We start from the raw sequence: 23,775 nt of genomic DNA on the forward strand, positions 1-23,775 counted from the left end.
GCGACCTCGACCGACGACGACCAAGGGCCGTTCGTCCCCTGAACGCGGGCCTCAGGGTGGCGTGACCGGGCGATCCCGCGGGCGGTGGGGCGGGCGGTGTTGCGGTGCGACGGGCCGGGGTCGACCTTCGTCGACGACGCTCACACGTCCCGCGAACGCTGGGAGTCCCGGCATGACATACGCCCGCCGCCCCGCTCCCCGAACCGAGCCCGACGCCGAGCCACCGAGCTGGTCGGCGGTCCGCGACGAACTGCGCGACGTGGTCGCACGCCTTCCCGCACTGCTGGCCGCCGTCCCGGACCCCCACGCGCCGGCGGTCGGCGTCTGGGACATCGCCGACACCGCCGTGCACCTCTCCCAGACCTGGGCCGCCGTCACTCCGCTCGCGCGGGGGGACCTCGCCGGAGCACTCCGCGCGGTGCCCGCCACCGACGGCCTGGGCACGCCGTCGGGTGCGGTCTTCCCCGACATGGCCGCCCTGAGCCGATGGACCGAACGCGCGGTGGCCGCCGAGCCCGACCGCGACCTGGCCCACGTGAGCGAGGAGATCACGCGGCACGCCCGGGCGTTCACCGACCACCGCCACGCCGACGACGGTCCCCGGCCCTGGGCGATCGACGGCATCCGGGGCCGCCCCGCGTTCTTCGGCGGTCACATCCTCGGCGAGACCCTCGTGCACGGCGACGACATCGCCCGAGCTGCCGGAGGACTACCGTGGTCGATACCGCCCCGAGCGGCCGCGCTGGTGCTGCGGTGCTTCATGCTGAACGTGGTCAGCCAGGCCGTCACCGCCCACCCGCAGACCGGGCGGTCGTTCAGCATCGATCTGCAGCTGGCCGGTGAGGACCGCTTCCACCTCGTCAAGGACGACGACGGGATGAGGATCGACCCGCCGTCGCGCCGGCGGGTCGACGTCCACCTGCGCGCCGACCCCGCCGGGCTGCTCGCCCTGATCTGGAACCGCCGCACCGTCGGGTCCCTGCTCGCTCGGGGACAGCTCCTCGTCTGGGGCCGCCGCCCGTGGAAGGTCCGCGATCTGCTGGCCATCGCCCCCGACGTCTGACACACCCGGGTGGACACGCCGTCGTCGACGGCGGGCAACGGGGCAACGACCGTGGATCAACGATCACGAAAAAGAGGGGCCGCAACGACACTGCGACCCCTCTGACCTGCGTGGTGGTGTGCGCGCCCGAAGGGATTCGAACCCCTAACCTTCTGATCCGTAGTCCCAACGGGCTCGTTCGAAGCGGTCCGGGACCGTCCTCTCGGCGCGGTCTATGGCCGATCCGGGCGACGACGATGCAGCTGCTGCAGCCCTCGTCGCTACAGCGTTCAGCTACACGCTTCGACTCAGAGACCGGTCGGCTCCGTCATCGGAGAGCGGCCGATTCGAGTGACGGCGGTCTTGGCCGATCAGTCCTTCCCGCCGCGGAGAACCGGCTCGACCTCTACCCGTGGCGGGAGCTTGTAGGTGTGGAGGCGTGCCGGAGCCTCAGCCCTCGGCCCTGCGAGCGGGACGAGGAACCCCTCGATGTCTCGAACCCAGCCCTGGCCCGTGGCGTCAGCGAAGACGAGGTCCACCTGGATCGTGTCCTCGTCCTTCCGGTAGTCCTGCAGAAGACCGTCAAGCCACTCGTTGACCTCTGCGCGGCTGTGCTCCCCATCGCGGGGGTGAATTCGACTCATACGCCGACTCCCCCGGTATTCATCGTTCATCCATACGTGGATATCAATCCGATAAACTGGGACCTCCGATGCGTTGCGATACTTAAGTTCCCACGGCCCATGGTGCGACTTGTCGAGCCAATGAGCGACCTTCGATGCCTGCGCCTCGCGCTGGCTAGTCCGCTCTTCTTTCCGCCTCCGACTCTCGATCCACAGGAGAGCAGTGGTACCTGCGAAGGCGAAGCTTGTAGCGATCGCCTCAATCCAGCCGGGAACGTTTCCCCAGTCAGCCACAGCGCGGCTCCCCCCGAAGTCGTCAACCTGGTCGCGTACATAGTCCAACGGTCGATCGTGCTCACGGTCACCCAGTTCCACGGACGTGGCTTCGGGGTCTCTCCCTCGGCGGCGCGGGCTCTGCCCTGCCGGGTCGCCCGCGCGGGGGCAAGCGCCCCTCTCGTTGTGGACCGCCGGCCGTGCTGCATGGTGGCGCTTGCGGCCGTGTGGGCGGTCTGGCAGCCCTCGGGCGCGCCGTCGTGGGTGAGACCCCGTCCCGACCACCACCTCTGCCCGGCACCGCTGCTGGTCGAGCTCGTCGGGTGCTCTCCTGAGGCCGGTGTCCGGGTCCAGGGCGGAGCGCCTGGCCGCCGGAGGCCCCACCGCCACACTGCGCCCGTCCGCGTGGTCCTGGTCGTCGCTGTCGTCGTCGTGGTGTCCGGGCCCCGGGCCGGGCGCGCGCCCCGGGTCGAAGACAGGAGGGGAAGCGTGCCCGGCCCGAAGGGGCCGGGCACCTCCGGCGCGTCAGCGCCGGCCCTTGTCCTCGCTGGTGGTGCCTGGTGAGCGCGGGGTCTCTCGGTAAAGGGGCAACAACTCTTCGATCCGCCACCCGGGCCGGGAAGCGCCGTCGCCGCCAGCACGCCCAGCCTCGGTCGGCCGAGCAGGTGGCCGGGGCCCAGGAGCGTCGGGCGAACCGCTGGCAGCGCCGGGCCCAGCTCCGCCGCATCTCGCGGCTCAAGCGGGTCCGGTACTGCGGGCACACCATGAATGCCGAAGCCGGCGTCACGCTCGGGGTGATCGAGAATCGCGACGGCACCCGCTCCGCGGCCTACGGCGGGCTAAAGACGTGCGGGTCGGTGTGGTGCTGCCCGGTCTGCGCCGCGAAGATCGCCACCCGCCGGGCCGATGACCTCGCCACGGTGATGCGCGCTGTCGACGAGCTGGGTGGCTCGGCGTTCCTGCTGACGCTGACGATGCGCCACGACCGCGGCGACCGCCTCGGACTGACTTCCGAGCAGCGGGCCCGCCGGAATCGGCTGGAGGAGCGGCTGGCTGATGTCCAGGTGGCCGAGGCCAACGGGTGGGACGTCGACGACCGCCAGGCCGAGGCCGACGCCATCGAACTCGACTCGATCAAGGCGCAGGAGGGCTGCTGGGACGTCCTCTCGTATGCCTGGCAGCGCGTCACCTCGGGGTCTTCCTGGCTGGAAGACTCGAAGCGCTTCGGCGGGCTGCTCGGGTGGGCCCGCGCGGTGGAGGTCACCGACGGCGACAACGGTTGGCGCGTCCACCTCCACGTACTGCTGTGCTTCCGTGAACAGGTCTCCGCCGACCTCGCCCGCGCCGCGTTAGGACTACGTCTCTTTGGGCGCTGGTCCCGCGCGCTACAGCAGAAGGGGTTCTCGGCGTCGGAGGAGCACGGGTGGGACCTGCGTCGCGCCCACCTCGGCGACGGGGACCTGGCGGACTACTTCACGAAGATGGCCCACGAGGTCACCGGCGGGCACCGCAAGGAAGGCCGCGCCAGACGCGGCCGCACCCCGATGCAGCTGCTCGTCCACGCGGTCGAGACGTACGAAGAGTCTGCACTCGCGCGCTGGTGGGAATGGGAGGCAGCCTCAGACGGCCGTCGACAGTTGACATGGTCCACCGGTCAGCGCGACCTGCGGACGCTCGCGGGCCTGGGCCGAGAGGACACAGACGAGGAGATCGTCGACGACGATCAAGATCCTGATCAGCGAATCGCCCTCACGCTGGACACTTGGCTCTGGATCACGAGGAACTGCCTCGAGACCGAGCTTCTCCTCATCGCTGAAAGGTGTGGCCTCATCGCTGCGCGCGCCTGGCTGACCTGTTGCGGTCAATCAGGCTTCACCGGACGCGACGCGAAGATCACCACCCTGAAGTTCAGCGGGCCCGAGCCCGAGTTGGCCTCACGGACACGCCTCGTCACATGACAAGAGCGCGGTCCCCGGTAAGAAGCGAAGACGCCGGCTGCCGGCGACCTCGAACTGGAGGTCCCCGGCAGCCGGACTCGCCCTTGCTTACGCCGGGATCAGGTTCTTCTTCTTGCCCTTGTTCCACACCGTCACGAGCTGCGAGTAGCAGGTCTGCACCCGCGAACCCGTGCCCGTGTTGTGGAGACCTCCACCCGAGGCCAGCGAGTGGACCGACGCGACCCACTTCTGGGCGGGCCCGGTTTTCTGGATCTTCGCGGCGAGCTCGCTGTCCTTCACGATCTCCCCGTGGCGGCCCAAGAACATGCCGATCCCGCCGAGCAGCATCCCGTCCCACGTCGACCCGTTGCGACCCCAGGCCGCCTCCGCGACGCCCAAGGTGCGGTCGAGGATGTCGGGACCGTAGTTCTCCGTGATCCGGAGGACACCGGCGACCGCCCCGACGCTGTTGGTCGAGGTGGACCCCATCTCGAGGCCGTGCTTCTTCAGCGTGGCCTCGGTGTCGACGAACAGGTCGATCCCGCCGGTGAGCCCGACCTTGTACTCGTCGAGCGGGTTCGGCTTGTTCGACTCGCGGTTCTTGATCAGGAAGAGGACAGCCTCCTCCTTCTGGCTCAGCCCGTGGTGGACCTCGGCCGTGATCCGCGGCGTGTTCGTCAGCTCGCAGACGCGCTTGCGGTGCATCCCGTCCACCACGTAGAGGGAACCGTCGGCACGCTGAGAGACGACGATCGACCCCATCGCCTCCCGCACGAGGTTGTTGGCGATGCCCTGGGCCCGCCGCTCGTTGAGGGTCCGCTGGGCCTGCGGGTCGATCTTGAGGTCGGCGACGGCGACACTGACGCCGTACTCGACCTTGTGCTCGGGCAGCTCGTAGGCATACCTCGACTTGGGCATACTTCTGCGCTCTTCTCTACGCCGTTTCAAAGGGAGTTGGCGGATGCCTAAGGGATCTAGAACGGCGCAAGATCAGATAAGCACGGAGTTGCCCGTTGCGCAACGAGAACTTTGCGCAACCGAACGCTCACTCCAAGTAGCCGTGAGGAGTGGGAGGTGGATCAAGGTCCGCCCAGGCGTGCGTTCGACCTTGCCCTCAACGGGGCCCAGCTAGGCAAGCTCCAGCTTTAGCTGATCGGTGCGCGAGTCCTCCAACTTGTGCAGCTCGGTCCGATCCCACGCGTCAACTACCAAGTCGTGCGCCTGTGAGCGGGAGACGTACCGATAGCTCTGAGGCGGATTGATACCAATTCGCTCACGCAAACTTGCCAGTGGTGGTGGTGAACGAAATCTCACTACATTCCTCAACGCCAAGGCTCCTCCTTTCGTGGAACCTGCAAAATACGAATCGTATTCATCGCGCGTCAGACCGGCACGTGCAGAGAACAAGTGCCATAGCTGATTCGGATTGCCAACGGTGGTCAACTCGAGCGTTGCCGCTCCGACGACACGCATAGTCGGACTGCTCGCGTATAGAAGAACGACGCTGCCGGCGTCCGCGAGTGGCGGCTGCCTACGTAGTTCGACCGTCTTCTCGCCGTTAAGTATAGAAGAGGCGTACCTTGGTCGAAGCGACAACAGCAGCACCCGGCATTCGTCACTCATGCGAGCCGCCTCCCTTTCCGATAGATAGCCTCGAAGATCTCTTCACTTATCCTGGTGGGCGACTGTAGCGTAGGGGTCCGACAGTCGCCGTAAATCTGACGAAGCTGCTTGTACGTGACCGGCTTTTCGAATATCTCCGTTCCGGTGAATCTAATTGCAGACGCCAGCCCGTCACGTGCAGCGAGTTCAATGTTCCCAACTGACCAGACGCCCAGGTGTTTGAAGCGATCGTACAAGCTTTGCGGCGTGTCCTCCGTGACAGACCTAAGGTGAGAGCACGCCACGACTGAACTGATCGCGTCCCTACCCTCGCCACTTACGTACCAAAGTAATCGACCCGGACCTGCAGCAATCGGCTGGGGACGAGGGCTCCTGTAGTACACGTGCTCGCGGCTTAACCCGAGCACGGCGTCCCGCTCGAAAAGAGGCGCCGGCACTCCAAAGAGGTTTGTAGACCACTGGGGTCTAATGGGTATGATGAATGTCGGAATCGACGCCCCCGTAATCTTGAGAGGCCACCAGCGTAGCTCAAGATCATACGCGAGTCCGATAGAGCACGGTCGATCACCCGGTAGCGACTCGAAGAATTGGCGCGGCAAGTTCGCGAAGGCCCATGATCGTACTCTACTAAAGCTTCCGACGAAGTCCGCGACTGGACATTCCAGCGAGCCGTCAGGAGCCCGGACGTATCCGTCCTGCAGAGCCGCCGTAACGGCCGCGGCTGAGGAGCTCGTGTCCCGCAATCTAACTAAGGTGGCGCCCACCTCGCAAGCCTGCATCCGCACGAGCGAGAGGGCTTGGAAAGCCAGTGTTTCGGCTAGTCTACTTGCCGCAACGCGCAAAAACTCTACTTCGTACACTCCCTCTTTGTAACCTGAAACCAAAAGAACTGCGGGCGACCGCCCGTCCTCACCGAGAATGATGCGGCGCCGCCACCGATCAGATGACGCTGTCGCATATCTCCACCTCGTCAAGAAGTCCGACTTCCGCTCGCCGGCCTGCTTATTGAGGAAGGCACCACAGACAAGATCTTCCTCCCCAGCGGCGACCTCACGCTCGGTATAGCTTGTCCTGTGCAGCTCGGCAGGACTATAAACAACGGCATTCGCGAGTTCGTCCAAGTGAACGAGCAGCTCCGAGGGACGCAGTAAGCGGAAGTTGTGTAGTTCAAGTGCAGGCTTCCGCAGAAATCCGAGCGCACCGGTGTCTCGAGTCACGAGAATATGAGCACCGGATGCGATAGCGGCCGCGACGTGCATCGTGTCGCTCTCAAGGCTCTTGTCTGCCTCGTATGCCTCGGTGGGCACTTGAGCCTTCAGTCCAAGGAATGTTTGCTGGACAAGGTCCGCGGAGGCCGTGAGCGACCGATAGTTCGAGAGGGCCAGCGATTGTTTTGCTCTCATCTCGGCGCTCGGCGACCGATTTAGCTCATTTGCCACTTGGTTGGTCGTGGCTAAGTCGAGGTGATCGGGCACCCAATCTGCGAGCAAGGACGACGACTCCTCGAAACCCGAGCGAGATCTGTCCAGTAGATCAAGGAAGACGTTCGTATCCAGCGCCGCAACTACGTGAGGAGCGTCCGCCACGTAGTCAGTGAATAGGTCAGAGTGTCCATGATCTCTCCACCAAATGGTCAACGGACGCCTGTCGACACCGCGTCCAGGGACTTCTCGGACGGCCCCAAAATTTAGGCGCGGCCACATCTCGTTAGCGGCGTAGTCCCGTCGACAGCGCAAGGATAAGCCAAGACACTCTCGATAGCGTGCACTGAGGTCCTCTACCAGTAGGCGCGCAACACCTTGGCCTCTGGCGCTCGGCTTGACACATAACTGGGCTATCCTTACTCGACGGTGACGAGTAACGTCGAATAGCACGTATCCCCGAAGGAGTCCATCGGAGTCGAGGGCGAGTATAAGGTGTCCCTGAAGAGCTCGTTCATAGAACGCTTCATCAGGCATGAAGCCTAACGTCGCCTTGTTTTTCCGCGCTAGCGAGATGACTTCAGACATGAGAGTACCGTCGTCGACTCCCACCTCAGCAGGTCGCACGGTCGAGCTCGGCATTCGTCGATCGTCCCCCTTTGGGCGCCAAAGATCAAGACATCGGCAGGGCCCGTAGACTGCTCAATGATGGAAATTCGGCAGAACCTCTGACTCCACGTGAGCCGCTCTAGCGATGTCGTTCATACTTTTCGCGATGACTAGCCGCCCACGTGTTGCTTCCGCCAGAGACCTTTCTTTCCCCTGTCGTGGCGCATAACCAATGATCGGCACTCCGGCCGCGTCACCGGCTCTCACATCGGTCGCACTGTCCCCGATCATGACGCACTCATAGTTCGAGGCACCGCGCTCTGCCATCGCGCGGCGGACCAGGAACGGATTGGGCTTGAGGAGCTCGGGTTCTGGGTGCTGGCGCGAGCAGACGCCGGCCACAACGCTCATCAGGCCACGGGCCCCCAGAAACTCGACGACGGCGTCTTGGGCGTTGTTGCTGACGATGGTGGCGGTGCGCCCGGTGTCGCGGAACGCGTCTAGGGCCGCGACGACGCCAGGGGTTATGGGTGCTGTCTGGACAGCCTCGAGCTCCAGCTCGCGGAGCTTTGCCTCCGCCGCGATGAGCGTGTCCCGGCCCCGCTCGGCGAACAACGAAAGCAGCGCGAGCGGGTCGGTGCCGACGACCTCGGCCGGTAGGTCGGCGTCGATGGCCTCTGCCAGCCGCCGGGCCACCACGTGCGCGGGTAGCTCGCCAAACACGCTGCAGACCGGACCATCGAAGTCGAGCAGGACATGGCGGACCGGCCGCATGAGATCGGTGAGGTTCACGAGGAGGCCTGCTCGTAGGGGCGGGCGACGGTCTCCCAGACGGACTCGAACCACAGCACGGCCTGGCTGACCTGCTGGGAGTTCATCGAGTCCGGGTCGGCGTCAGCGGCGTGGCTGAGCAGCACGGTGTCCTTGCCCATGAGGTCCCACATCCTGGTCGGCTCGCCGGCCAGCGCGACCTCGTGCTCCACGACCGGGTAGTAGCCGAAGAACACCTCGGCGCCGTTGAGCACGTAGACCTTGAACATCGGCACCGAGGGCATCACCCGGACCTCGGCGAGCGCGTCGGGCACCAGGCCCAGCTCGCGGAGCTCGTTGACCTGCTCGACGACCGCCAGGGTGTGCCGGGACATGATCCCGGTCGCGCGCCGGCGGAACTCCGGGCTGTCCTCCAGGTCCTCCACCCGCGCAGGCAGAGCCCACGGCCGGGCCGGGTCGGGAACCAGCAGCCGGACCCGGATCGAGTCGGGGCGCAGCCGGCCGGCCCTGATCTGGTCGAGTGGTTCGGAGATCGCGCCGTGCAACGTCTCCCCGGAGAAGCCGGCGAAGTCCACGGTCACGTTCGGCTCGCCGAACGCCCGCTCCAGGTGCGGCCGTAGACCGACGGGCCGCTCGGCGCGCTGCCGCACGAACACCCCGGAACCCTGCCGGGACACGACCAGGCCCTCGTCGCGCAGCAACCGGATCGCCTGCTGCACGGTCATCCGCGCCACCCCGTAGCGCGAGGCCAGCGCCACGCCGGAGGGCAGCTTCTCCCCCGGCGAGAGGGTGCGGGTCAGGATCGCGGCCCGCAGCGCGTTCGCCACCTGCTGGTACGGCGGCCGCGGATCGTTCGGGTCCAGACCCTCCTGGTCGGTCATTTCTCCAGCGTATGGCCGTGACCCCATTGTTGCCTAGGCAGGTCAGCCATCTCTTAGACATGGCTAGCCATGCTGTGTCACTCTGCACATGGCTAGCCACGTTGGCTAGGTCAGGCAGACGAGGAGAGACCCATGACGAACCTGTTCCAGGTCGACACCCCGGTCGACGCGACACACATCAACGCGGTCACGACCGGCCACGTCGCCCCGGTCATGGCCTGGGAGGACGGACCCAACGGCCGCCGACCCGGGTCCACGCCCGAATTGGACGAGGCCACTGGCGCCCCGTTCCAGATCATCGACGTGATGCTCCCGCTCGGCCGCGACGAACGACCCGAGCTGTTCGGGGTCCGCTTCGCCTCCCACGAGGTCCCCGACCTCCCGCCCTACTCCCCGGTCGAGCTCGTCGGACTTCGGATGAAGGTCCGTGGCTCCCGGCAGGGCAAGGGCGTGGACGTCACCTTCACCGCCGACGCCGTGCGACCGGCCGGGCCGCAGCGCACCGCCCGCAGGACCACCGAGACCACCAACTCCGAGGCGGCGTGACCCATGGGCTGGCAGACCGACGCGGCATGCCGCGACACCGACCCCGAGCTGTTCTTCCCACCCTCCGATGACGACGCCTCGGCGATCGTGGCCCGCCACCGCATCGCCATCGCCCCAATTTGCGGGGCCTGCCCAGCCGCTACCGACTGCCTGCGCTGGGCCCTCGATACCGGGCAAGACCACGGCCTGTGGGCCGCCACCACCCCCACCGACCGGCGCGCCATCCGCCGCGCTCGGCTCGCGGGGGTGCCGGACCCGGTCGCCGACGACGAACCGATGTGCCCAGCCTGCGCGCTGCTGTTCCCCATGCCCGCCGTGGACGGAGAGCTGTGCGCGCGCTGCCTGGAGCGCAAGGAGGCCGCCTGATGCCCGCCGACCCCACTCGCCCGCTGGTACCGCGCGGTCCGGTCCGCTGGCACACCGGCGGCCCGGGTGCCGCCCAGCGGCTGATCGCCCGCCTACGGGCCCGCATCCAAGAGCAGCAGCGCGCCGAGGCCCACCGCCTCCTCGAGGCCACTCTGCGTGGGCTGTGGCGCGAGGCCTGCATCGGCGTCGGGCTCTGCCAGTACATCGACGTCGCCGCGGGGCTGACCGTCCGCACGCCGACGTTCGGGGCGCTGCGACTCGGCCCGGCCGGGACGTCGTTCACCGTCGAGCTGCTGCCCGGCGGCGAACCCGATGACATCACCAAGCACGCCGCCCGCCTGGCCCACTCCCTCGGCTTCGCCGGGCTGCGCGTCGAGCCGCTCGCCGGCCGCTGGGTACGCGTCGCGCTCTTCGAGGTCGACCCACTCGCCTCGACCTTCCGGCTGCCCGACGAGGTGATGATCGGCCGCGCCGACACCCCGCTCCTGCTCGGACGCGCCGAGGATGGCTCGCTGATCGAGCACGTCCTGGCCGCTCCCGGCCACGTCGCCGTTCAAGGCCAGAACGGCTCCGGCAAATCCCAACTCTCCTACGGCATCACGACGCAGTGCGCGGCCGCCGCCGACATCCTCGTGGCCGGCTCCGACATCACCGGCCTACTCCTCGGCCGCGCCTGGGACGGCACCGCCCACCGGCCCTGGCAAGTCACCGGCTCCCGCGACCTCCTCGCCCACGCCGACCACCTCGACCGGCTCGTCGCCTGGATGGACGCCCGCCTCGACGCCATGCCGCCCCGGCGCGACGCCGTCACCCCGACGACCACCAACCCCCTGGTGCTCGTCGTCCTCGAAGAGTTCCCCGGCCTGCTCCGGGCCGCTCACGCCAAGGACCGCAAGCTCGCCGAGCGCATCACCTGCGCCGCGTTGCGGCTGCTCTCCGAAGGTCGCAAAGCCGCGTTCCGGGTCCTCATGCTGGCCCAGCGCTTCGAGGCCAACGCCGTCGGCGGCGGCTACGCCCGCGACCAGTTCGCCGTCCGCATCTCCTTCCGCGTCCCCGCCGAATCCCTGGCGATGCTCCACGGCGACGACGCCCGCCCCCTCGGCCCCGAACACGCCAACGTCGCCCCCGGCATCGCCTACCTCTCCGCCCCCGGTCACGACTGCACCCGCCTGCGCGCCCCCTACGTCGGCGGCTACGGCGCCTTCTGCGACCGCATCGCCCGCCACGGCCGGCGGCCAGTCACCAACGAGGAGGACGCCGCGTGAACCTCATCGCGATCGGCGTCATCGCCGCCCTGATCACGGCCCTGCTCGCCAAGAGCCACAAAGCCGGCCCCGCCGTCGCCTCCGGCGTCGTCACCCTCTGCCTGCTCTTCGCCGCCTTCCCCACCCTCGGCCCCGCCGTCACCAGCGGCACCGCCGAGTTCGCCCACCAGCTCGGCCAGGCCACCGACCGCGCCGCGAACGTCGACGGGAGCACGCGATGACCAGCCTCGCCGCCGCCATCGCCCAAGCCGCCGACCAGGTCCGCGCCGCCAACCACTCCAGCATGCGCGGGCCCCTCGCCCTCGGCGAGGCCTACGACGTCGTCGGGGACCTGCACGACCTCGCCCAGCGGCTCCCGCGGCTCGTCGACTTCCTCGACCGCTCCGTGCAGCGCGCCGATGCCCGCGAGCACTTCGACGACCGCGGCACCGACCCCGGCCGCGCCATAAGCGCCGCCCTCGGCCGCCTCGACGACGCCCGCTTCGGCGCCACCGAACTGGCCGACCACCTCACCTTCGTCCACAACGAGCTCGGCCACCTCGGCCGACACACCCCGGAGGACTGACCCATGGAACGCGTCCTGCTCACCGTCCCGGAGGTCGCCGAGGCACTCCAGGTCGGCCGCTGCACGGTCTACGACCTGATCCGCACCGGCCAGCTGGAGTCCATCAAGATCGGCAAACTGCGCCGGGTCCGGCCCGAGGCCCTCCGGGAGTTCACCCAGCGCGTCGCCGAGGACGAGGTCTCGGCGTGAGCGGCCGGAACCTCAACGGCGAGGGCAGCGTCTATCGGCGCTCCTCCGACGGGAAGTGGGTCGCCGCCGCCTACGTCCCGGTCACCACGGGTGGTCGGCGCCGAGTGGTCAAGTACGGCGCGAGCCGGGAGGAGGCGAACGCCAAGCTCCGCGACGTCCTCGACAAGGCCGCGAAGAACATCCCGGCGGTCACGAAGAGCCCGACGATGGCCGGCTTCTTCGAGGAGTGGCTGACCCACCTCAAGCCGCTGGTGCGCCCCTCGACCTGGGTGGGCTACGAGACCAACGTCCGGCTCCACATCAACCCGAGGATCGGGAAGAAGAAGCTCACCGCGCTCTCGGTGCGCGACGTGCGGCTGATGGTCGACGGGATGCGCGCCGACGGTCACAAGCCCCGGGTGATCCAGTACGCCCACGCCACGGTCCGGGCCGCCCTCGAGCACGCGACGCGCGAGGAGCTCGTGAGCCGCAACGTCGCCAAGCTCGTCCGGGTCGAGCGGCCGGCCAAGCTCATCGAGCACGAGCCGATGACCGTGGAGGAGGCGACGGCGTTCCTCCAGGCCGTTAGGGGTGATCGGGTCGAAGCGATGTGGACCGTGATCCTCATGCTCGGCCTGCGCCGCTCCGAGGTCTGCGCCCTGGAGTGGGAGGACGTCGACTTCGGCCGGGGCACGCTCCGCGTGGCGAAGAGCCTGCACCGCGCGGGCGGGGCGCTCCGCGAGCTGCCGACCAAGACCCGGCGCTCGAACCGGACCGTGCCACTGCCATCCCGTGTCAGGTATGCGCTCGCCGCGCACCAAGTCCGGGCCCAGCTCGTCGGCGCCGAGCCCGGCCGCCCGACCCGGCCCGCCGGCTACGTCTTCGTCACCCGCAACGGGACGCCGTTCGAGCCGCGCAACGTGACCCGGATGTTCGGCGACCTCCTGGAGGCGAACGACATGCGCTCGGTCCGTCTGCACGACCTCCGCCACACCTGCGTGAGCCTGCTGCTCGCGCTCGGGGTTCACCCCCGGACGGTGATGGAGATCGTCGGCCACTCCGCGATCGAGATGACCATGAACGTCTACGGCCACGTCTCGCTCGACACCCAGCGGGCCGCCCTGGACGCACTCGACGACGAGCTGGGGGCCTGACCATGGGCACTGCTACACGAGCCAGCTACACCCGGACACAGCGAAGGGGCCGCCGGTGCCCGGCGATCCCTGTGACCTGCGTGTTTGTGTGCGCGCCCGAAGGGATTCGAACCCCTAACCTTCTGATCCGTAGTCAGATGCTCTATCCGTTGAGCTACGGGCGCAGATGTGTTCAGTTGTGACGGCAGGCCCGGCTGGTCGCCGCCGCGGAGGCTCCGGGATTTGAACCCGGGATGGGCGTTAACCCAAACCGCATTAGCAGTGCGGCGCCATAGACCAGACTAGGCGAAGCCTCCCGAGGCCCTGGGGCCACCGGACGGAGACACTACACGCCGCCCCGGGCCCGCTCGCGGCCGCCCCCGGCGCCCGGCATCCCCGGCGTGACCCATGCATCACGCCGCATCCGACCTCCGCGCCGCGGGTAGCCGATCGCGCACAACCGCTCGAGGAGGACACCAGTCGTGAAGGCCACGCTCATCTACGGCGCCGGCGACGTCCGGGTGGAGGAGGTCCCCGACCCGAAGGTCGAGAACCCCACCGACGCCGTCGTCCGCATCACGCACTCCTGCATCTGCGGCAGCGACCTGTGGCCCTACAAGAGCCGCGAGGCCACCGAGCAGGGCGGCCGCATCGGCCACGAGTTCATCGGGGTCGTCGAGGAGACCGGCTCCGAGGTGAGCCGCATCCAGCGGGGCGACCTCGTCGTCGCCCCCTTCTTCTACGCCGACGGCACCTGCGAGTACTGCCGCGCCGGACTCACCAGCGCCTGCCCCAACGGCAACGCCTGGGGCGCGGACACCGACGGCGCGCAGGGCGAGGCGGCCCGCGTGCCGTTCGCCGACGCCTCGCTGATGAAGCTCACGGTCCCGCACGACTCCGAGCTCATGCCGAGCCTGCTCACGCTCTCCGACGTCTTCGGCACCGGGCACCACGCGGCCGTGTCGGCCCGCGTCGGGCCGGGCAAGGACGTCGTCGTGGTCGGCGACGGCGCGGTCGGCCTGCTGGCCGTGCTCGCGTCGAAGCGGCTCGGGGCCGAGCGCATCGTGCTCATGGGCCACCACAAGGACCGCACCGACCTCGGCCGCGAGTTCGGCGCCACCGACGTCGTGGCGGAGCGCGGCGAGGAGGGCGAGCAGAAGGTGCGTGACCTGCTCGGCACCGACGGCGTGCACGCCGCCATCGAGGCCGTGGGCTACGACCAGTCGCTCTCCACCGCCATCACCGTGACCAAGCCCGGCGGCTACGTCGGCATCGTCGGGGTCCCGCAGAGCGGCACGATCCCCAACGCGGCGGCGAAGTTCACCAAGAACATCACCATCGCCGGCGGGATCGCGCCGACGCAGGCCAACATGTACGAGCTGCTGCCCGACATCCTGGACGGCCAGATCGAGCCCGGGAAGGTCTTCAACCGGACCGTCGGGCTCGACGAGGTCCCCGAGGGCTACCGCGCGATGAACGATCGCGAGGCCCTGAAGGTGCTCGTCAGGCCATAGGTGCGCTTCGCGCTCGTGAGCAGAAAGTGCCGCTATACCGACACTTTCTGCTCACGAGGCCGCAGGCCACCTACTTGCGGAGCAGACGCAGCAACGCGGGCGGCCTGCCGCCGTAGCCCTCCGCCTCGAAGGCGGCCACGGCGATCCGCGGCAGGTCGCGCACCGCGTCGAACACGAGGAACCGTGGCACCCAGGCGGGCGCGAACCGGGCGTTGAAGCGGTACAGCGTCTCGATCTGCCACCACCGCGACGCGATCCGCAGCAGCCGCGCCCACAGCCGCGCCACCGGCCCGGCCCCGATCCGCTCGCCGCGCTCCAGCGCCGACCGGAACACCGCGAAGTTCAGCGACACCTGCGCCACGCCCAGGCCCCGGCAGGCGGCCAGCAGGTCGGTGATCAAGAGCTCGTTCAGCCCGTTCTCGGTGACCGCCGGGTCGCGGATCATGAGGTCGAGCGAGAGCCCCTCGGTGCCCCACGGCACGAACTGCAGGATGCCCTTGGGGGTGTCCTCGAGGGCGGCGACGACGAGGACCGCCTCGGGGTCGGCCGCCGCGTCGGCGGCGCGGGAGAGCGCCATCGAGAAGCCGCGCTCGTCGGGCCCGCCGCGCCAGCGCGCCACGCAGGCCCGCAGCGTCGCGAGCTCGGTCTCGGGAATGTCGTGCAGCCGCCGGGCCGTGGTCTCGTATCCGGCGCGCTTGATCCGCGACACCGCCTGGCGGACCGTGCGCATCGCGCGGCCCTGCAGCGAGAAGGTCGCGACGTCGACCACGGCCTCGTCGCCGAGCTCCAGCGCGTCGAGCCCCGCCTCGCGGGCCCACACCCGGGCGCCGGTCTCCGAGCAGCCCAGGACCGCGGGCACCCACCCGAAGCGCCGGCACCGCCCGACGAACGCCTCGATCGCCCCCGGCCACGCCTCGACATCGCCGAGCGGGTCACCGGAGGCGAGCGCCACCCCGGTCACCACCCGGTAGGCCACGGCGGCCTTGCCGGAGGACGAGAACACCACCGACTTGTCGCGGCGCAGCGCGAAGTAGCCGAGCGAGTCCGCGGCGCCGTGGCGGTCGAGCAGCGCCCGGATGCCGGCGACGTCCTCGGCCGAGAGCTGGGGGCGGGGCTCGGCCGAGCGCAGCAGGAAGTACCCGCCGAGCAGCAGTGCGCCGATCCCGAAGCTGAGCCCGACGGCGGCGGTGAGGTCGTCGTACCAGTCGAGCCGGAACTCGACCGAGCCCTCGACCCCGATGAGCGAGAGCGCCGCGTGCGCGAACTTCTCCCCCGGCGAGGGCCGCCCGACCAGGAAGGACGGCCGGACGAAGAACAGCATCGCGCTGACGATGACGAAGCCCGCCGCGAGCAGCTGCACCACCAGGCGGACCGCGACGAACCGGCCCACGGAGTCCGGGACCGCGTCGAACTCCCGCCGGGTGAGCAGCAGGCCGATCAGGAGGACGACGGCGACGCAGAGCGGCGGGATCGGGTGCCGGCCCAGGGCGTGGGAGGCGATGATCACCACGCACATCAGCACGGCCAGCTGCCAGGCCCGCCGTTTGCGCCGCCGCAGGCCGGTGGCCAGCAGCATCAGCCCGACGCCCGCCGTGGCGAGGATGACCGTCCCCACCAGCGAGGCCTCCACGGGCAGGCCGAACCACGCCATCGGCTCGAGCCGCCGCCGCGCCGCCGGCGCGAACACCGAGAAGATCGACAGCAGCCCGACGATGCGGGCCGACCACACGACGACGACGGCGATCCGGGCTCGCCGGCGCCGTTCGGAACGGACCTCGCCCTCGGCCAGGTCGTGCGTGGTCGTCACACCGTCGTCCTCCGGCTTCGCTGCCAGTCTCCTCGCGACGTCAGCGCAAGTGTGCGTCGAACCAGTTCAGCACGCGGTTGCGCGCCTCCGATCGGGTGGCCGCCCCGTCCCGCTCCTCGAGGGGATCCGATTGCACCGGCGACGCCTCGTCGGCGTCGAAGCGGTGCTCGGCGGAGGGGAAGACCACGACGTCGACGATCGCCCCCGAGGCGTGCGCGGCCTCGCGGAGGCGGTCCACGTCGGAGGGGTCCACGGGGTCGCCGGTCTCGCCGTAGAGCCCGAGCCAGGGGCAGGTGAGCTCCCCGACGACGTCGACCAGCGCCGGCAGACCGTCGGCCAGCGGCTTCTGCACCCCGGCCGCGGCGATCGTGACCGCCGCCCCCAGCGCGCGCTGCGAGGCGACGACGAGCGCCGCCGTCGCCCCCAGGTCGAACCCGAGGACGCCCATGCGGTCCGAGGGCACCCCGTGGTCGGCCAACCACCCGAACAAGGCGTCGGAGTCGGCGAGGACGGAGGCCCCGGAGACCCGGGCGGCGCCCTCGGAGACCGAGGCGGCGTCGTCGAACCGGGCGGCGCCCTCGCGGTGGAACAGGTGCGGGGCGACGGCGAGCCAGCCCTCGTCGGCCAGCCCCTCGACGAGGCGCTCGGTCCGCTCGGTGACGCCCCGCGCGGAGTGCAGCACGACGATCCCCCCGCGCACCGCCCCGCTGTCCGGCTCGCCGACGGTCACCGCGAGCTCGGTCTCGTCGACCAGCGGGATCGTCTCCGTCCGCGTCGTCATGGTCACCAGCCTTCCACGTCGTGTTCCGTGTGGCGGGAGCAGGCCGCGTCCGGACGGCGTCCGTGACCTGCGCATTACCGTGGGGGTGTGACCGCACCGACCCCGCTGCGCCCCGACCTGTCCTCGCTGCCCGCCTACGTCGCCGGGCGCACCGTCGCGGGCGCGGTCAAGCTCGCGAGCAACGAGGTCGCGCTGCCCCCGCACCCGACGGTGCAGGCCGCGGTGGCCGAGGCCGTCGCCGCGGGCAACCGGTACCCCGACATCACCGTCACCGCGCTCACCCGCCGGCTCGCCGCGCACCACGGGGTGGCGCCGGAGCGGATCGCGGTCGGCTGCGGGTCGGTGGCGCTGTGCCAGCAGCTGGTGTCGGCGGTCTGCTCGCCGGGCGACGAGGTGGTGTTCGCGTGGCGGTCCTTCGAGGCCTACCCGATCGTGACGCTCATCGGGCATGCCACCGCGGTCCCGGTGCCGCTGACCCCGGGCCACGTCCACGACCTCGACGCCATGGCCGACGCGATCACCGACCGCACCCGCGTCGTGTTCGTCTGCAACCCGAACAACCCGACCGGCACCGCGGTCCGCCGCGCCGAACTCGAGGCGTTCCTCGCGCGCGTCCCCGACCACGTGCTCGTCGTGCTCGACGAGGCCTACCGCGAGTTCGTGTCCGACCCCGACGTCCCGGACGGGCTCACCCTGTTCGATGCCCATCCCCACGTCGTCGTGCTCCGCACCTTCTCCAAGGCCCACCGGCTGGCGGGCCTGCGGGTCGGCTACGCGATCGGGCCGGCCGACCTCGCGGCGGCGCTGAAGAGCGTGTCCGTGCCGTTCTCGGTGTCCTCGCCCGCGCAGGCGGCCGCGATCGCCGCGCTCGACGTCCTCGACGAGCTCCTCGCCGACGCCCGCGACGCGGTCGGCGAGCTGGGCCGGATGGCGACGGCGCTGCGCGGGATGGGCTACGAGGTCCCCGAGTCGCAGGCGAACTTCCTCTGGCTGCCGCTCGGGGAGCGCACCCAGGCCTTCACCGACCACGCGCTCGATCACAAGGTCGTCGTGCGGGGCTTCTCCCCGGACGGCGTGAGGATCTCGGCCGGGGCCCCGGAGGAGAACGACATGCTGATCGACGCGGCCTCGTCGTTCCCGCGCTGAACGACCGCCCGACGACGGGTGAGGAGCCGGAACGCGGGACGTTCCACGAGGCGGGTGAGCAGCCAGCCGAGCAGGACCGCGAGCGCCACGACCCCGGCGAGCCGGCCCCACCCGGTGATGCCGAAGCCGTCCTGCGCGAGCCAGGCGGCGAAGTAGCCGAGCTGCTGGTTGACCAGGTAGACGCCGTAGGAGATGCCGGCGAGCCACCCGAGCAGGCGCGGCAGCGGGCCCACCCGGAGGAAGTCCCAGTCCGGCCCGAGGGTGGCCGCGGCGACGAGCAGGCAGGCGAGCGCGAGCACGATCGCGGAGTCGGCGTCGGGAGTGATCACCGCCTCCGCCAGCACGCCCGCCGCGCTGAGCGCGGCCAGGTGGGTCACCGAGATCCGCCCCCGCCCGGCCAGCCACATCGCGAGCCCGACCGCGAACAGCTGCCAGCGCCACATGACGAAGCCGTTCGAGAGCGTCGCGAGCCAGCCGGTGGCGCACTCGGCAAGCAGGACCGGGACGACGACGCCGGCCCACGCGAGCGCGGGGAGCGCCGCCGGGTGGCGCCAGAGGTCGCGGCCGAGCAGCCCGACGGCGAGCGCCGCGAGCGTGAACACCCCGATCTGCAGCGGCAGCGTCCAGTACGAGTGGTCGATGTACGTGACCGACGGGTCGAAGCTCTGGACCAGCAGGAGGTTCCCGACCAGGTCCCGCTCGCCGGGGCGCCAGTAGCCGTGGTCGGCGGCCAGGAGCGTCGCGCCGTACGTGACGAGCACCGCTGCCAGGTAGGCGGGCAGCAGGCGGGAGAGGCGCTGCCACCACCACCGGGCCGGCCGGCGCTTCGCCAGCGTGACGCAGACGAAGTAGGCGGAGACCACCATGAGCGTGTTCGCGCCCGCCTGGACGCTCCAGGTGAACGGCGGCGCGGCCAGCCACGGCATGACGCCCTGGGCGGTGAAGGTGGCGTGCTGGACGACCACGCTGGCCACCGCGAGGACGCGGATGACGTCCCAGCTCAGGCGTCGTCCGCCGGTCGCGGCCGGCTTCTCGGGGACGGTCATCGGCCGCCGACGCTACGGAGAGCTGCTGAGGGGTCGCTGAGAGCCGCCCACGACGCAGGTGAGCAGCGCCGCGTTGGCGGCCGGCGGCCCGGTGGGTACGACGGGCGGACGAGCGGGGCGACTGGGACGATGCGGCGCGATCACGTGCCGCCCCGGCGCGTCGGGAGAGGGAGCACGATGCGGACCTGGCGGTTCTCGCCCGTCTCCCACCCGGCCGAGGAGCTCGACGAGATCGCGCGGTACGAGCTCAACTACGACCCCTCGACGACGGGCGGCAAGGGCTGGCACCACGACCGGCTGCGCCACCCCCTCGCCGTCGAGGACCCCGGCGACCCCGAGCCCGGCGGGCCGTGGGAGATCGCCTGTGCCCTCGTGCACGACTACGAGTTCGCCGACCGCCGCATCATGTCGGCGATGTTCCACGCGAAGGCGCCGCTGGTCGGCCGGGACATGCTCCTCGAGGGCCGATTCCTCGTGCTGCGCTTCCCGATGGGCGTGCGGGTGGACGCCGAGATCGACGAGACCCGCGAGCGCGCCGACGGCACCTCCGAGCGGGTGTGGGGCTGGAGCTACCGCACGCTGGAGCACCACCTCGAGCGCGGCCGGCTGGTCTACGAGGTCGTGAAGAACCTGACGACGGGCAAGGTCGAGTTCGTCATCACCGGGGTCTCCTCGCGGGCCTCGATCCCCAACCCGGTCATCGCGCTCGGCTTCGGAGTGTTCGGCCGGTTCACCCAGCGGCGCTTCTACCGGGCGGTCTCCGAGCGCCTCGAGGAGCGGGTGCGCCTCGTCCTCGAGGGCGGCGACCGCCCGGTCCCCGACCCCATCGGCCCCGACGACGTGGTGCGCGCCCCGTCGCGCTGATACGGGACTGTTTCATCCCCCGTCGCTCCGCTCGCCCCGAATCAGACAGGATGCCGGGCGTGACCACGCCGCGCACCGAGTGGTTCCGCTCCATGACCGCCCGGGACCCGCACGAGGAGCACCGGGCCTCGTCGCCGTTGGAGCTGCTCTTCGACCTCACCATCGTGGTGGCGATCTCCACCGCGGCCGCGGAGCTCCACCACGCGATCAGCGAGGCGCACGTGCTCGCCGGGGTCCTCGGCTACCTCGTGGTGTTCTTCGCCCTCTGGTGGGCCTGGCTGAACTTCACGTGGTTCGCGTCGGCCTACGACTGCGACGACGCCCTGTACCGCGTGCTCGTGGTCCTCAAGATGGCCGGCATCCTCGTCCTCGCGGTCGGCATCCCGGCGGCGTTCGAGCACTTCGACATCGGCACCGTCGTGCTCGGGTACACGATCATGCGGGTCGCGATGGTCGCGCTGTGGTTGCGCGCCTCGCATGGCGACCCGGCCCGGGCCGCGGTGACCCGGGCCTACGCCCTGGGCCTCACGGTCATCCAGATCCTCTGGATCGGGCTGGTGTTCGTCCCGGTCCCGTGGTCCTTCGTCGGGTTCGTCGTCCTGGTGATCGGCGAGCTGTGCGTGCCGCTGTTCGCCGAGTCCCGCGAGGTCGCCACGGAGGCCGGCCCCGGCGGCACCACGTGGCACCCCGAGCACATCGCCGAGCGCTACGGCCTGCTGACGCTGATCGTGCTCGGCGAGGTGATCCTCGGCATCACCGGCGCGTTCGGCCCGGCGCTGTCCGAGCGGGGCTTCTCGATCTCGCTGCTCCTGCTCGGCGTCGGCGGCCTGCTCGTCGTCGTCGGCCTCTGGTGGATCTACTTCCTCGCCGGCGACGACGAGGGCCTGACCTCCCAGCGGGTGGCGTTCCTGTGGGGCTACGGGCACTACGTCGTGTTCGCGGGGGTCGCCGCAACCGGCGCCGGGATCGAGGTGGCCGTCGACGCCGAGGAGCACACCTCCCACGTCTCCGTGACGACGGCGGCGTTCTCGATCGCCGTGCCGATCGCGCTGGTCCTCGTCGTGCTCACGCTGCTGCGGCGGCTGACGTGGGCGCCGGGGTCCATCTCCTACGGAGCCGTGGCCCTCGGCGTCGTCGGGGTGCTGGCGTGCGCGGCCCTGGCCGGGCTCGTCGGCATCGGCCTGTCCGTCCTGCTCATGGGCCTGGTGCTCGCCGGGATGCTCCTGGCCTACCTGCTCCGCCTGCGTCGTCGGGCAGCCGTCGGCGTCTGACCCCCTGCGGGTCAGCGGCGCGGGTCGGCGCGGCCCAGGAGCCCGGCCAGGCGGTCGATGGCCGGGGCGTCGTCCTCGACCGGCACGGCCGGTGCGAACGGGAGCCCGGCGCGGTCGCGCGTCGCGAACACCGACCCGGTGAACGCGATGCCGGCCTCGGCGAGGTCGTCGGGGAGACCGGTCGGGTCCTGGCCGGAGCCCACGGCCACGTCCCAGCCGTGCACGAGCGCCTCGATCGTGCGCAGCTGGACGGCGACCGGCGCGGGGACGGTGCCGAACGGGACGGTGACCGTGCCGGCCAGGACACCGGGAGCGGCGAGGCCCGCGACGAGGGCCTCCGCCGAGCTCCGGAGGCGCGGCGCGAGCGACCCCGCGACCGCGTCCGCCGGATCGGGGCCGAGCGAGCGGGCCACGGCGAGGTTGCCGGCGATGACGTGCTCGACGACGTCGGCCACGGTCCAGTCCGTGCACGGGGTCGGGGCGTCGCGGCGGTCGGCGGGGACCGCCTCGACGATCGCGGCGGCCGCGTCGAATGCCCGCTCGAGGTCGGCCAGCGGGCCGGGGGTGGGGCGGGTCACGGGCGACATCATGCCCCGGTCTCAGACCGCGGGCGTCAACAGCGGCGTCCGCCGGTAGAGGTCGACGGAGACGACGGCCAGCCACGTCCAGACCAGGACCACCCCGACCCAGAAGCCGAGCACGACGACCGGACTCGCCGATCCGCTCGCGACGCCGAGGAAGGCCAGCAGGAAGACCACGCCGGTGACCCGTGAGAACCAGGCGGTGCCGGCGCGGCCCGCGGCGGCGTAGTGCCGGGCGAGGACGAGGGCGCCGACGACCAGGCACAGGAAGCCGAGGCCGCCGAAGAGGAGGTGCCCGAGCCCGCCGACGCCGATCGCGGCGGGCGGTGCGTCGGGAGTTCCGGGCGGGAAGCCGTAGGCCGGGTCGGCCGGGAAGACGCCGGCCCCGACGAGCCCGACGCCGTAGGCGCCCACCAGCCGCGGCCCCCAGACGGTGCCGGGCCCGCCGCCGACCACCCGCAGCGACCGCGCCATCCCGACGGCGGCGGCGATCGTCATGAGCCCGGTGAGGACGAGGTTCCCGATCTGAATCCAGCCGAGCGGACCGTTCGCGAGCAGACTGAGGTCGTGGCGGGTGAGGTCGAAGCCGCTGCGGGTGAGGCCCTGGACGAGGCCGACCACGACGTAGAACGGCCCGGCGACGATGCCGTAGCCGAGCAGTGAGCGGGTCACGGCCGCGGTCCGGTCAGCGTCGCCGCGGCCGACGAGCGGGCTGCCGGAGGGTCCGGTCGGCCGGGCCCCGCCCACCGGGTTGGACTGCTCGGTACCGCTCATGGACCGGACAGTACTGGGCTCGGTACCGTAGGGTCCAGTGCCGACCCGGCGAGATCGGAGGGCGGCGGATGACGGAGCGCGCGGACGCCGACGAGGGCCTGCTCGTGCGGGTCGACCCAGGTCCCGCCCGGGGTTCCCGGGCGCACCGCGGGGTCGAGGGCAAGCGGGCGGCGATCGTGCGGGCGGCCACCGAGCTCTTCCTGCGCCAGGGCTACCAGGCGACGAGCACCGAACAGGTCGCCACGACGGCGGCCGTGTCGAAGCAGACCGTCTACAACCAGTTCGGCGACAAGCAGAGCCTGTTCCGGGCGATCGTGCTCGGGGTGACGGTCACGGCGGAGACGTTCGCGGCCGGGCTGGCCGACGCCCTCGGCGGCGCCGACTCCCCGGCCCGGCTCGACGCGGCGTTGCGGGCCCTCGCCCGGCGCTACCTCGCCACGGTGACGAACCCGCAGGTCCTCGCCCTGCGCCGGCTGATGATCAGCGAGGCGGCACGGTTCCCGGACCTGGCCGCGGCCTACTACGAGCAGGGGCCCTCGCGGGTGGTCGCGGCCCTCGGTCCCGTACTCGCGGGCCTCGCGGACCGCGGTCTGCTCGTGGTCCGCGACGACGACCGTGCCGCGGTCGACTTCGCCTTCCTGGTGCTCGGCCGACACCTGGACGAGGCGATGTTCAAGGTCGAGCACCGCGGTCTCCCGACAGCGGAGATCGAGGCCGGGGCCGACCACGCCGTCGACGTCTTCCTGGCGGCCTACGGCGTCAGCTCGC

The 23,775-nt window shown here is 70.4% G+C and carries 24 protein-coding genes, 2 tRNA genes and 1 pseudogene; 14 read left to right on the forward strand and 13 right to left on the reverse strand.

All coding sequences use genetic code 11. The annotated features are described in order from the left end of the window. The first annotated feature begins 172 nt into the window (after positions 1-172). Complete coding sequence (locus HH311_RS29890; RefSeq protein WP_169187379.1) at positions 173-1,063, forward strand: hypothetical protein; 891 nt, start codon at positions 173-175, stop codon at positions 1,061-1,063. Between the two features lie 350 nt (positions 1,064-1,413). On the opposite strand, the gene HH311_RS29895 is transcribed toward HH311_RS29890, so the two are convergent. Further along, complete coding sequence (locus HH311_RS29895) at positions 1,414-1,716, reverse strand: hypothetical protein (RefSeq protein ID WP_169187380.1); 303 nt, start codon at positions 1,714-1,716, stop codon at positions 1,414-1,416. Positions 1,717-2,603: 887 nt separating this feature from the next. Between HH311_RS29895 and HH311_RS29900 the strand changes: the two genes are divergently transcribed. Continuing rightward, positions 2,604-3,896 (forward strand): hypothetical protein, encoded by a 1,293-nt coding sequence (locus HH311_RS29900; RefSeq protein ID WP_169187381.1) that lies wholly within the window; start codon positions 2,604-2,606, stop codon positions 3,894-3,896. Between the two features lie 87 nt (positions 3,897-3,983). Here HH311_RS29900 and HH311_RS29905 read toward each other — a convergent pair whose 3' ends face one another. From HH311_RS29905 to HH311_RS29925, 5 genes and pseudogenes are all read right to left on the reverse strand, one after another. Further along, a complete protein-coding gene (locus HH311_RS29905) occupies positions 3,984-4,793 on the reverse strand; it encodes a DUF6551 family protein (protein WP_169187382.1) in 810 nt (269 codons plus the stop codon). 701 nt (positions 4,794-5,494) lie between these two features. Continuing rightward, positions 5,495-7,084, reverse strand: a complete 1,590-nt coding sequence (locus tag HH311_RS29915; RefSeq protein WP_248304390.1) for a PIN domain-containing protein — start codon at positions 7,082-7,084, stop codon at positions 5,495-5,497. Positions 7,085-7,186: 102 nt separating this feature from the next. Continuing rightward, positions 7,187-7,561 (reverse strand): annotated as a pseudogene (locus HH311_RS33790) (GNAT family N-acetyltransferase); the annotation flags it as partial. A gap of 60 nt (positions 7,562-7,621) precedes the next feature. Further along, entirely contained in the window at positions 7,622-8,320 is a 699-nt protein-coding gene (locus HH311_RS29920; RefSeq protein ID WP_169187385.1) for an HAD family hydrolase, read from the reverse strand. Continuing rightward, entirely contained in the window at positions 8,317-9,180 is an 864-nt protein-coding gene (locus HH311_RS29925) for a GntR family transcriptional regulator (RefSeq protein ID WP_169187386.1), read from the reverse strand. The genes HH311_RS29920 and HH311_RS29925 overlap by 4 nt, the downstream gene beginning before the upstream one ends. Before the next feature lie 132 nt (positions 9,181-9,312). On the opposite strand from HH311_RS29925, the gene HH311_RS29930 reads away from it, so the two are divergent. The 7 genes from HH311_RS29930 to xerC are packed head-to-tail and all read left to right on the forward strand — an operon-like array spanning position 9,313 to position 13,244. Beyond that, positions 9,313-9,726, forward strand: coding sequence for a hypothetical protein (locus HH311_RS29930; protein ID WP_169187387.1), 414 nt, complete (start codon positions 9,313-9,315; stop codon positions 9,724-9,726). 3 nt (positions 9,727-9,729) lie between these two features. Continuing rightward, complete coding sequence (locus tag HH311_RS29935; RefSeq protein WP_169187388.1) at positions 9,730-10,092, forward strand: WhiB family transcriptional regulator; 363 nt, start codon at positions 9,730-9,732, stop codon at positions 10,090-10,092. Then, positions 10,092-11,357 carry a hypothetical protein gene (locus HH311_RS29940; RefSeq protein WP_169187389.1) on the forward strand — a complete coding sequence of 422 codons (1,266 nt, stop codon included), beginning with the start codon at positions 10,092-10,094 and terminating at the stop codon, positions 11,355-11,357. Before HH311_RS29935 ends, HH311_RS29940 begins: the two co-directional genes overlap by 1 nt. After that, positions 11,354-11,578: a hypothetical protein gene (locus HH311_RS29945; protein ID WP_169187390.1), complete on the forward strand. Its 225-nt coding sequence runs from the start codon at positions 11,354-11,356 to the stop codon at positions 11,576-11,578. The genes HH311_RS29940 and HH311_RS29945 overlap by 4 nt, the downstream gene beginning before the upstream one ends. Further along, the gene (locus HH311_RS29950; protein ID WP_169187391.1) at positions 11,575-11,922 is read left to right on the forward strand and encodes a hypothetical protein; all 348 of its coding nucleotides are present in this window, start codon (positions 11,575-11,577) and stop codon (positions 11,920-11,922) included. Before HH311_RS29945 ends, HH311_RS29950 begins: the two co-directional genes overlap by 4 nt. A gap of 3 nt (positions 11,923-11,925) precedes the next feature. Then, positions 11,926-12,111 carry a helix-turn-helix domain-containing protein gene (locus HH311_RS29955; RefSeq protein ID WP_169187392.1) on the forward strand — a complete coding sequence of 62 codons (186 nt, stop codon included), beginning with the start codon at positions 11,926-11,928 and terminating at the stop codon, positions 12,109-12,111. After that, entirely contained in the window at positions 12,108-13,244 is a 1,137-nt protein-coding gene (gene xerC / locus HH311_RS29960; protein WP_169187393.1) for a tyrosine-type recombinase/integrase, read from the forward strand. The genes HH311_RS29955 and xerC overlap by 4 nt, the downstream gene beginning before the upstream one ends. A gap of 91 nt (positions 13,245-13,335) precedes the next feature. Here the strand turns inward: xerC and HH311_RS29965 are convergent. Both HH311_RS29965 and HH311_RS29970 read right to left on the reverse strand, forming a co-directional pair. Next, positions 13,336-13,408 (reverse strand) — tRNA-Arg (locus tag HH311_RS29965). A gap of 43 nt (positions 13,409-13,451) precedes the next feature. Continuing rightward, a tRNA-Ser gene (locus HH311_RS29970) sits at positions 13,452-13,540 on the reverse strand. A 165-nt stretch (positions 13,541-13,705) separates the two neighbouring features. Between HH311_RS29970 and HH311_RS29975 the strand changes: the two genes are divergently transcribed. Continuing rightward, the gene (locus tag HH311_RS29975; protein WP_169187394.1) at positions 13,706-14,737 is read left to right on the forward strand and encodes a zinc-binding dehydrogenase; all 1,032 of its coding nucleotides are present in this window, start codon (positions 13,706-13,708) and stop codon (positions 14,735-14,737) included. Between the two features lie 70 nt (positions 14,738-14,807). Here HH311_RS29975 and HH311_RS29980 read toward each other — a convergent pair whose 3' ends face one another. Together HH311_RS29980 and HH311_RS29985 are read right to left on the reverse strand one after the other, a co-directional pair. Then, entirely contained in the window at positions 14,808-16,544 is a 1,737-nt protein-coding gene (locus HH311_RS29980) for a phosphatidylglycerol lysyltransferase domain-containing protein (protein ID WP_312030499.1), read from the reverse strand. Positions 16,545-16,584: 40 nt separating this feature from the next. After that, positions 16,585-17,325 carry a dienelactone hydrolase family protein gene (locus HH311_RS29985; protein WP_169187395.1) on the reverse strand — a complete coding sequence of 247 codons (741 nt, stop codon included), beginning with the start codon at positions 17,323-17,325 and terminating at the stop codon, positions 16,585-16,587. A gap of 87 nt (positions 17,326-17,412) precedes the next feature. Between HH311_RS29985 and hisC the strand changes: the two genes are divergently transcribed. Then, the gene (gene hisC, locus HH311_RS29990; RefSeq protein WP_169187396.1) at positions 17,413-18,471 is read left to right on the forward strand and encodes a histidinol-phosphate transaminase; all 1,059 of its coding nucleotides are present in this window, start codon (positions 17,413-17,415) and stop codon (positions 18,469-18,471) included. Here the strand turns inward: hisC and HH311_RS29995 are convergent. After that, positions 18,363-19,517: an acyltransferase gene (locus HH311_RS29995; RefSeq protein ID WP_169187397.1), complete on the reverse strand. Its 1,155-nt coding sequence runs from the start codon at positions 19,515-19,517 to the stop codon at positions 18,363-18,365. The genes hisC and HH311_RS29995 overlap by 109 nt on opposite strands. A 177-nt stretch (positions 19,518-19,694) precedes the next feature. On the opposite strand from HH311_RS29995, the gene HH311_RS30000 reads away from it, so the two are divergent. Next, entirely contained in the window at positions 19,695-20,381 is a 687-nt protein-coding gene (locus HH311_RS30000) for a DUF1990 family protein (RefSeq protein WP_169187398.1), read from the forward strand. Positions 20,382-20,440: 59 nt separating this feature from the next. Beyond that, the gene (locus HH311_RS30005) at positions 20,441-21,652 is read left to right on the forward strand and encodes a low temperature requirement protein A (RefSeq protein WP_312030500.1); all 1,212 of its coding nucleotides are present in this window, start codon (positions 20,441-20,443) and stop codon (positions 21,650-21,652) included. A gap of 11 nt (positions 21,653-21,663) precedes the next feature. Here HH311_RS30005 and HH311_RS30010 read toward each other — a convergent pair whose 3' ends face one another. Together HH311_RS30010 and HH311_RS30015 are read right to left on the reverse strand one after the other, a co-directional pair. Continuing rightward, complete coding sequence (locus HH311_RS30010; protein WP_169187399.1) at positions 21,664-22,230, reverse strand: TIGR03086 family metal-binding protein; 567 nt, start codon at positions 22,228-22,230, stop codon at positions 21,664-21,666. 21 nt (positions 22,231-22,251) lie between these two features. Continuing rightward, positions 22,252-23,007, reverse strand: a complete 756-nt coding sequence (locus HH311_RS30015; RefSeq protein WP_169187400.1) for a DUF998 domain-containing protein — start codon at positions 23,005-23,007, stop codon at positions 22,252-22,254. A 68-nt stretch (positions 23,008-23,075) separates the two neighbouring features. On the opposite strand from HH311_RS30015, the gene HH311_RS30020 reads away from it, so the two are divergent. Further along, positions 23,076-23,775: TetR/AcrR family transcriptional regulator (locus HH311_RS30020; protein ID WP_169187401.1), on the forward strand; the 700-nt coding region annotated here is incomplete at its 3' end.

It is taken from the genome of Actinomycetospora sp. TBRC 11914, assembly GCF_012933465.1.
Lineage (GTDB): Bacteria > Actinomycetota > Actinomycetes > Mycobacteriales > Pseudonocardiaceae > Actinomycetospora.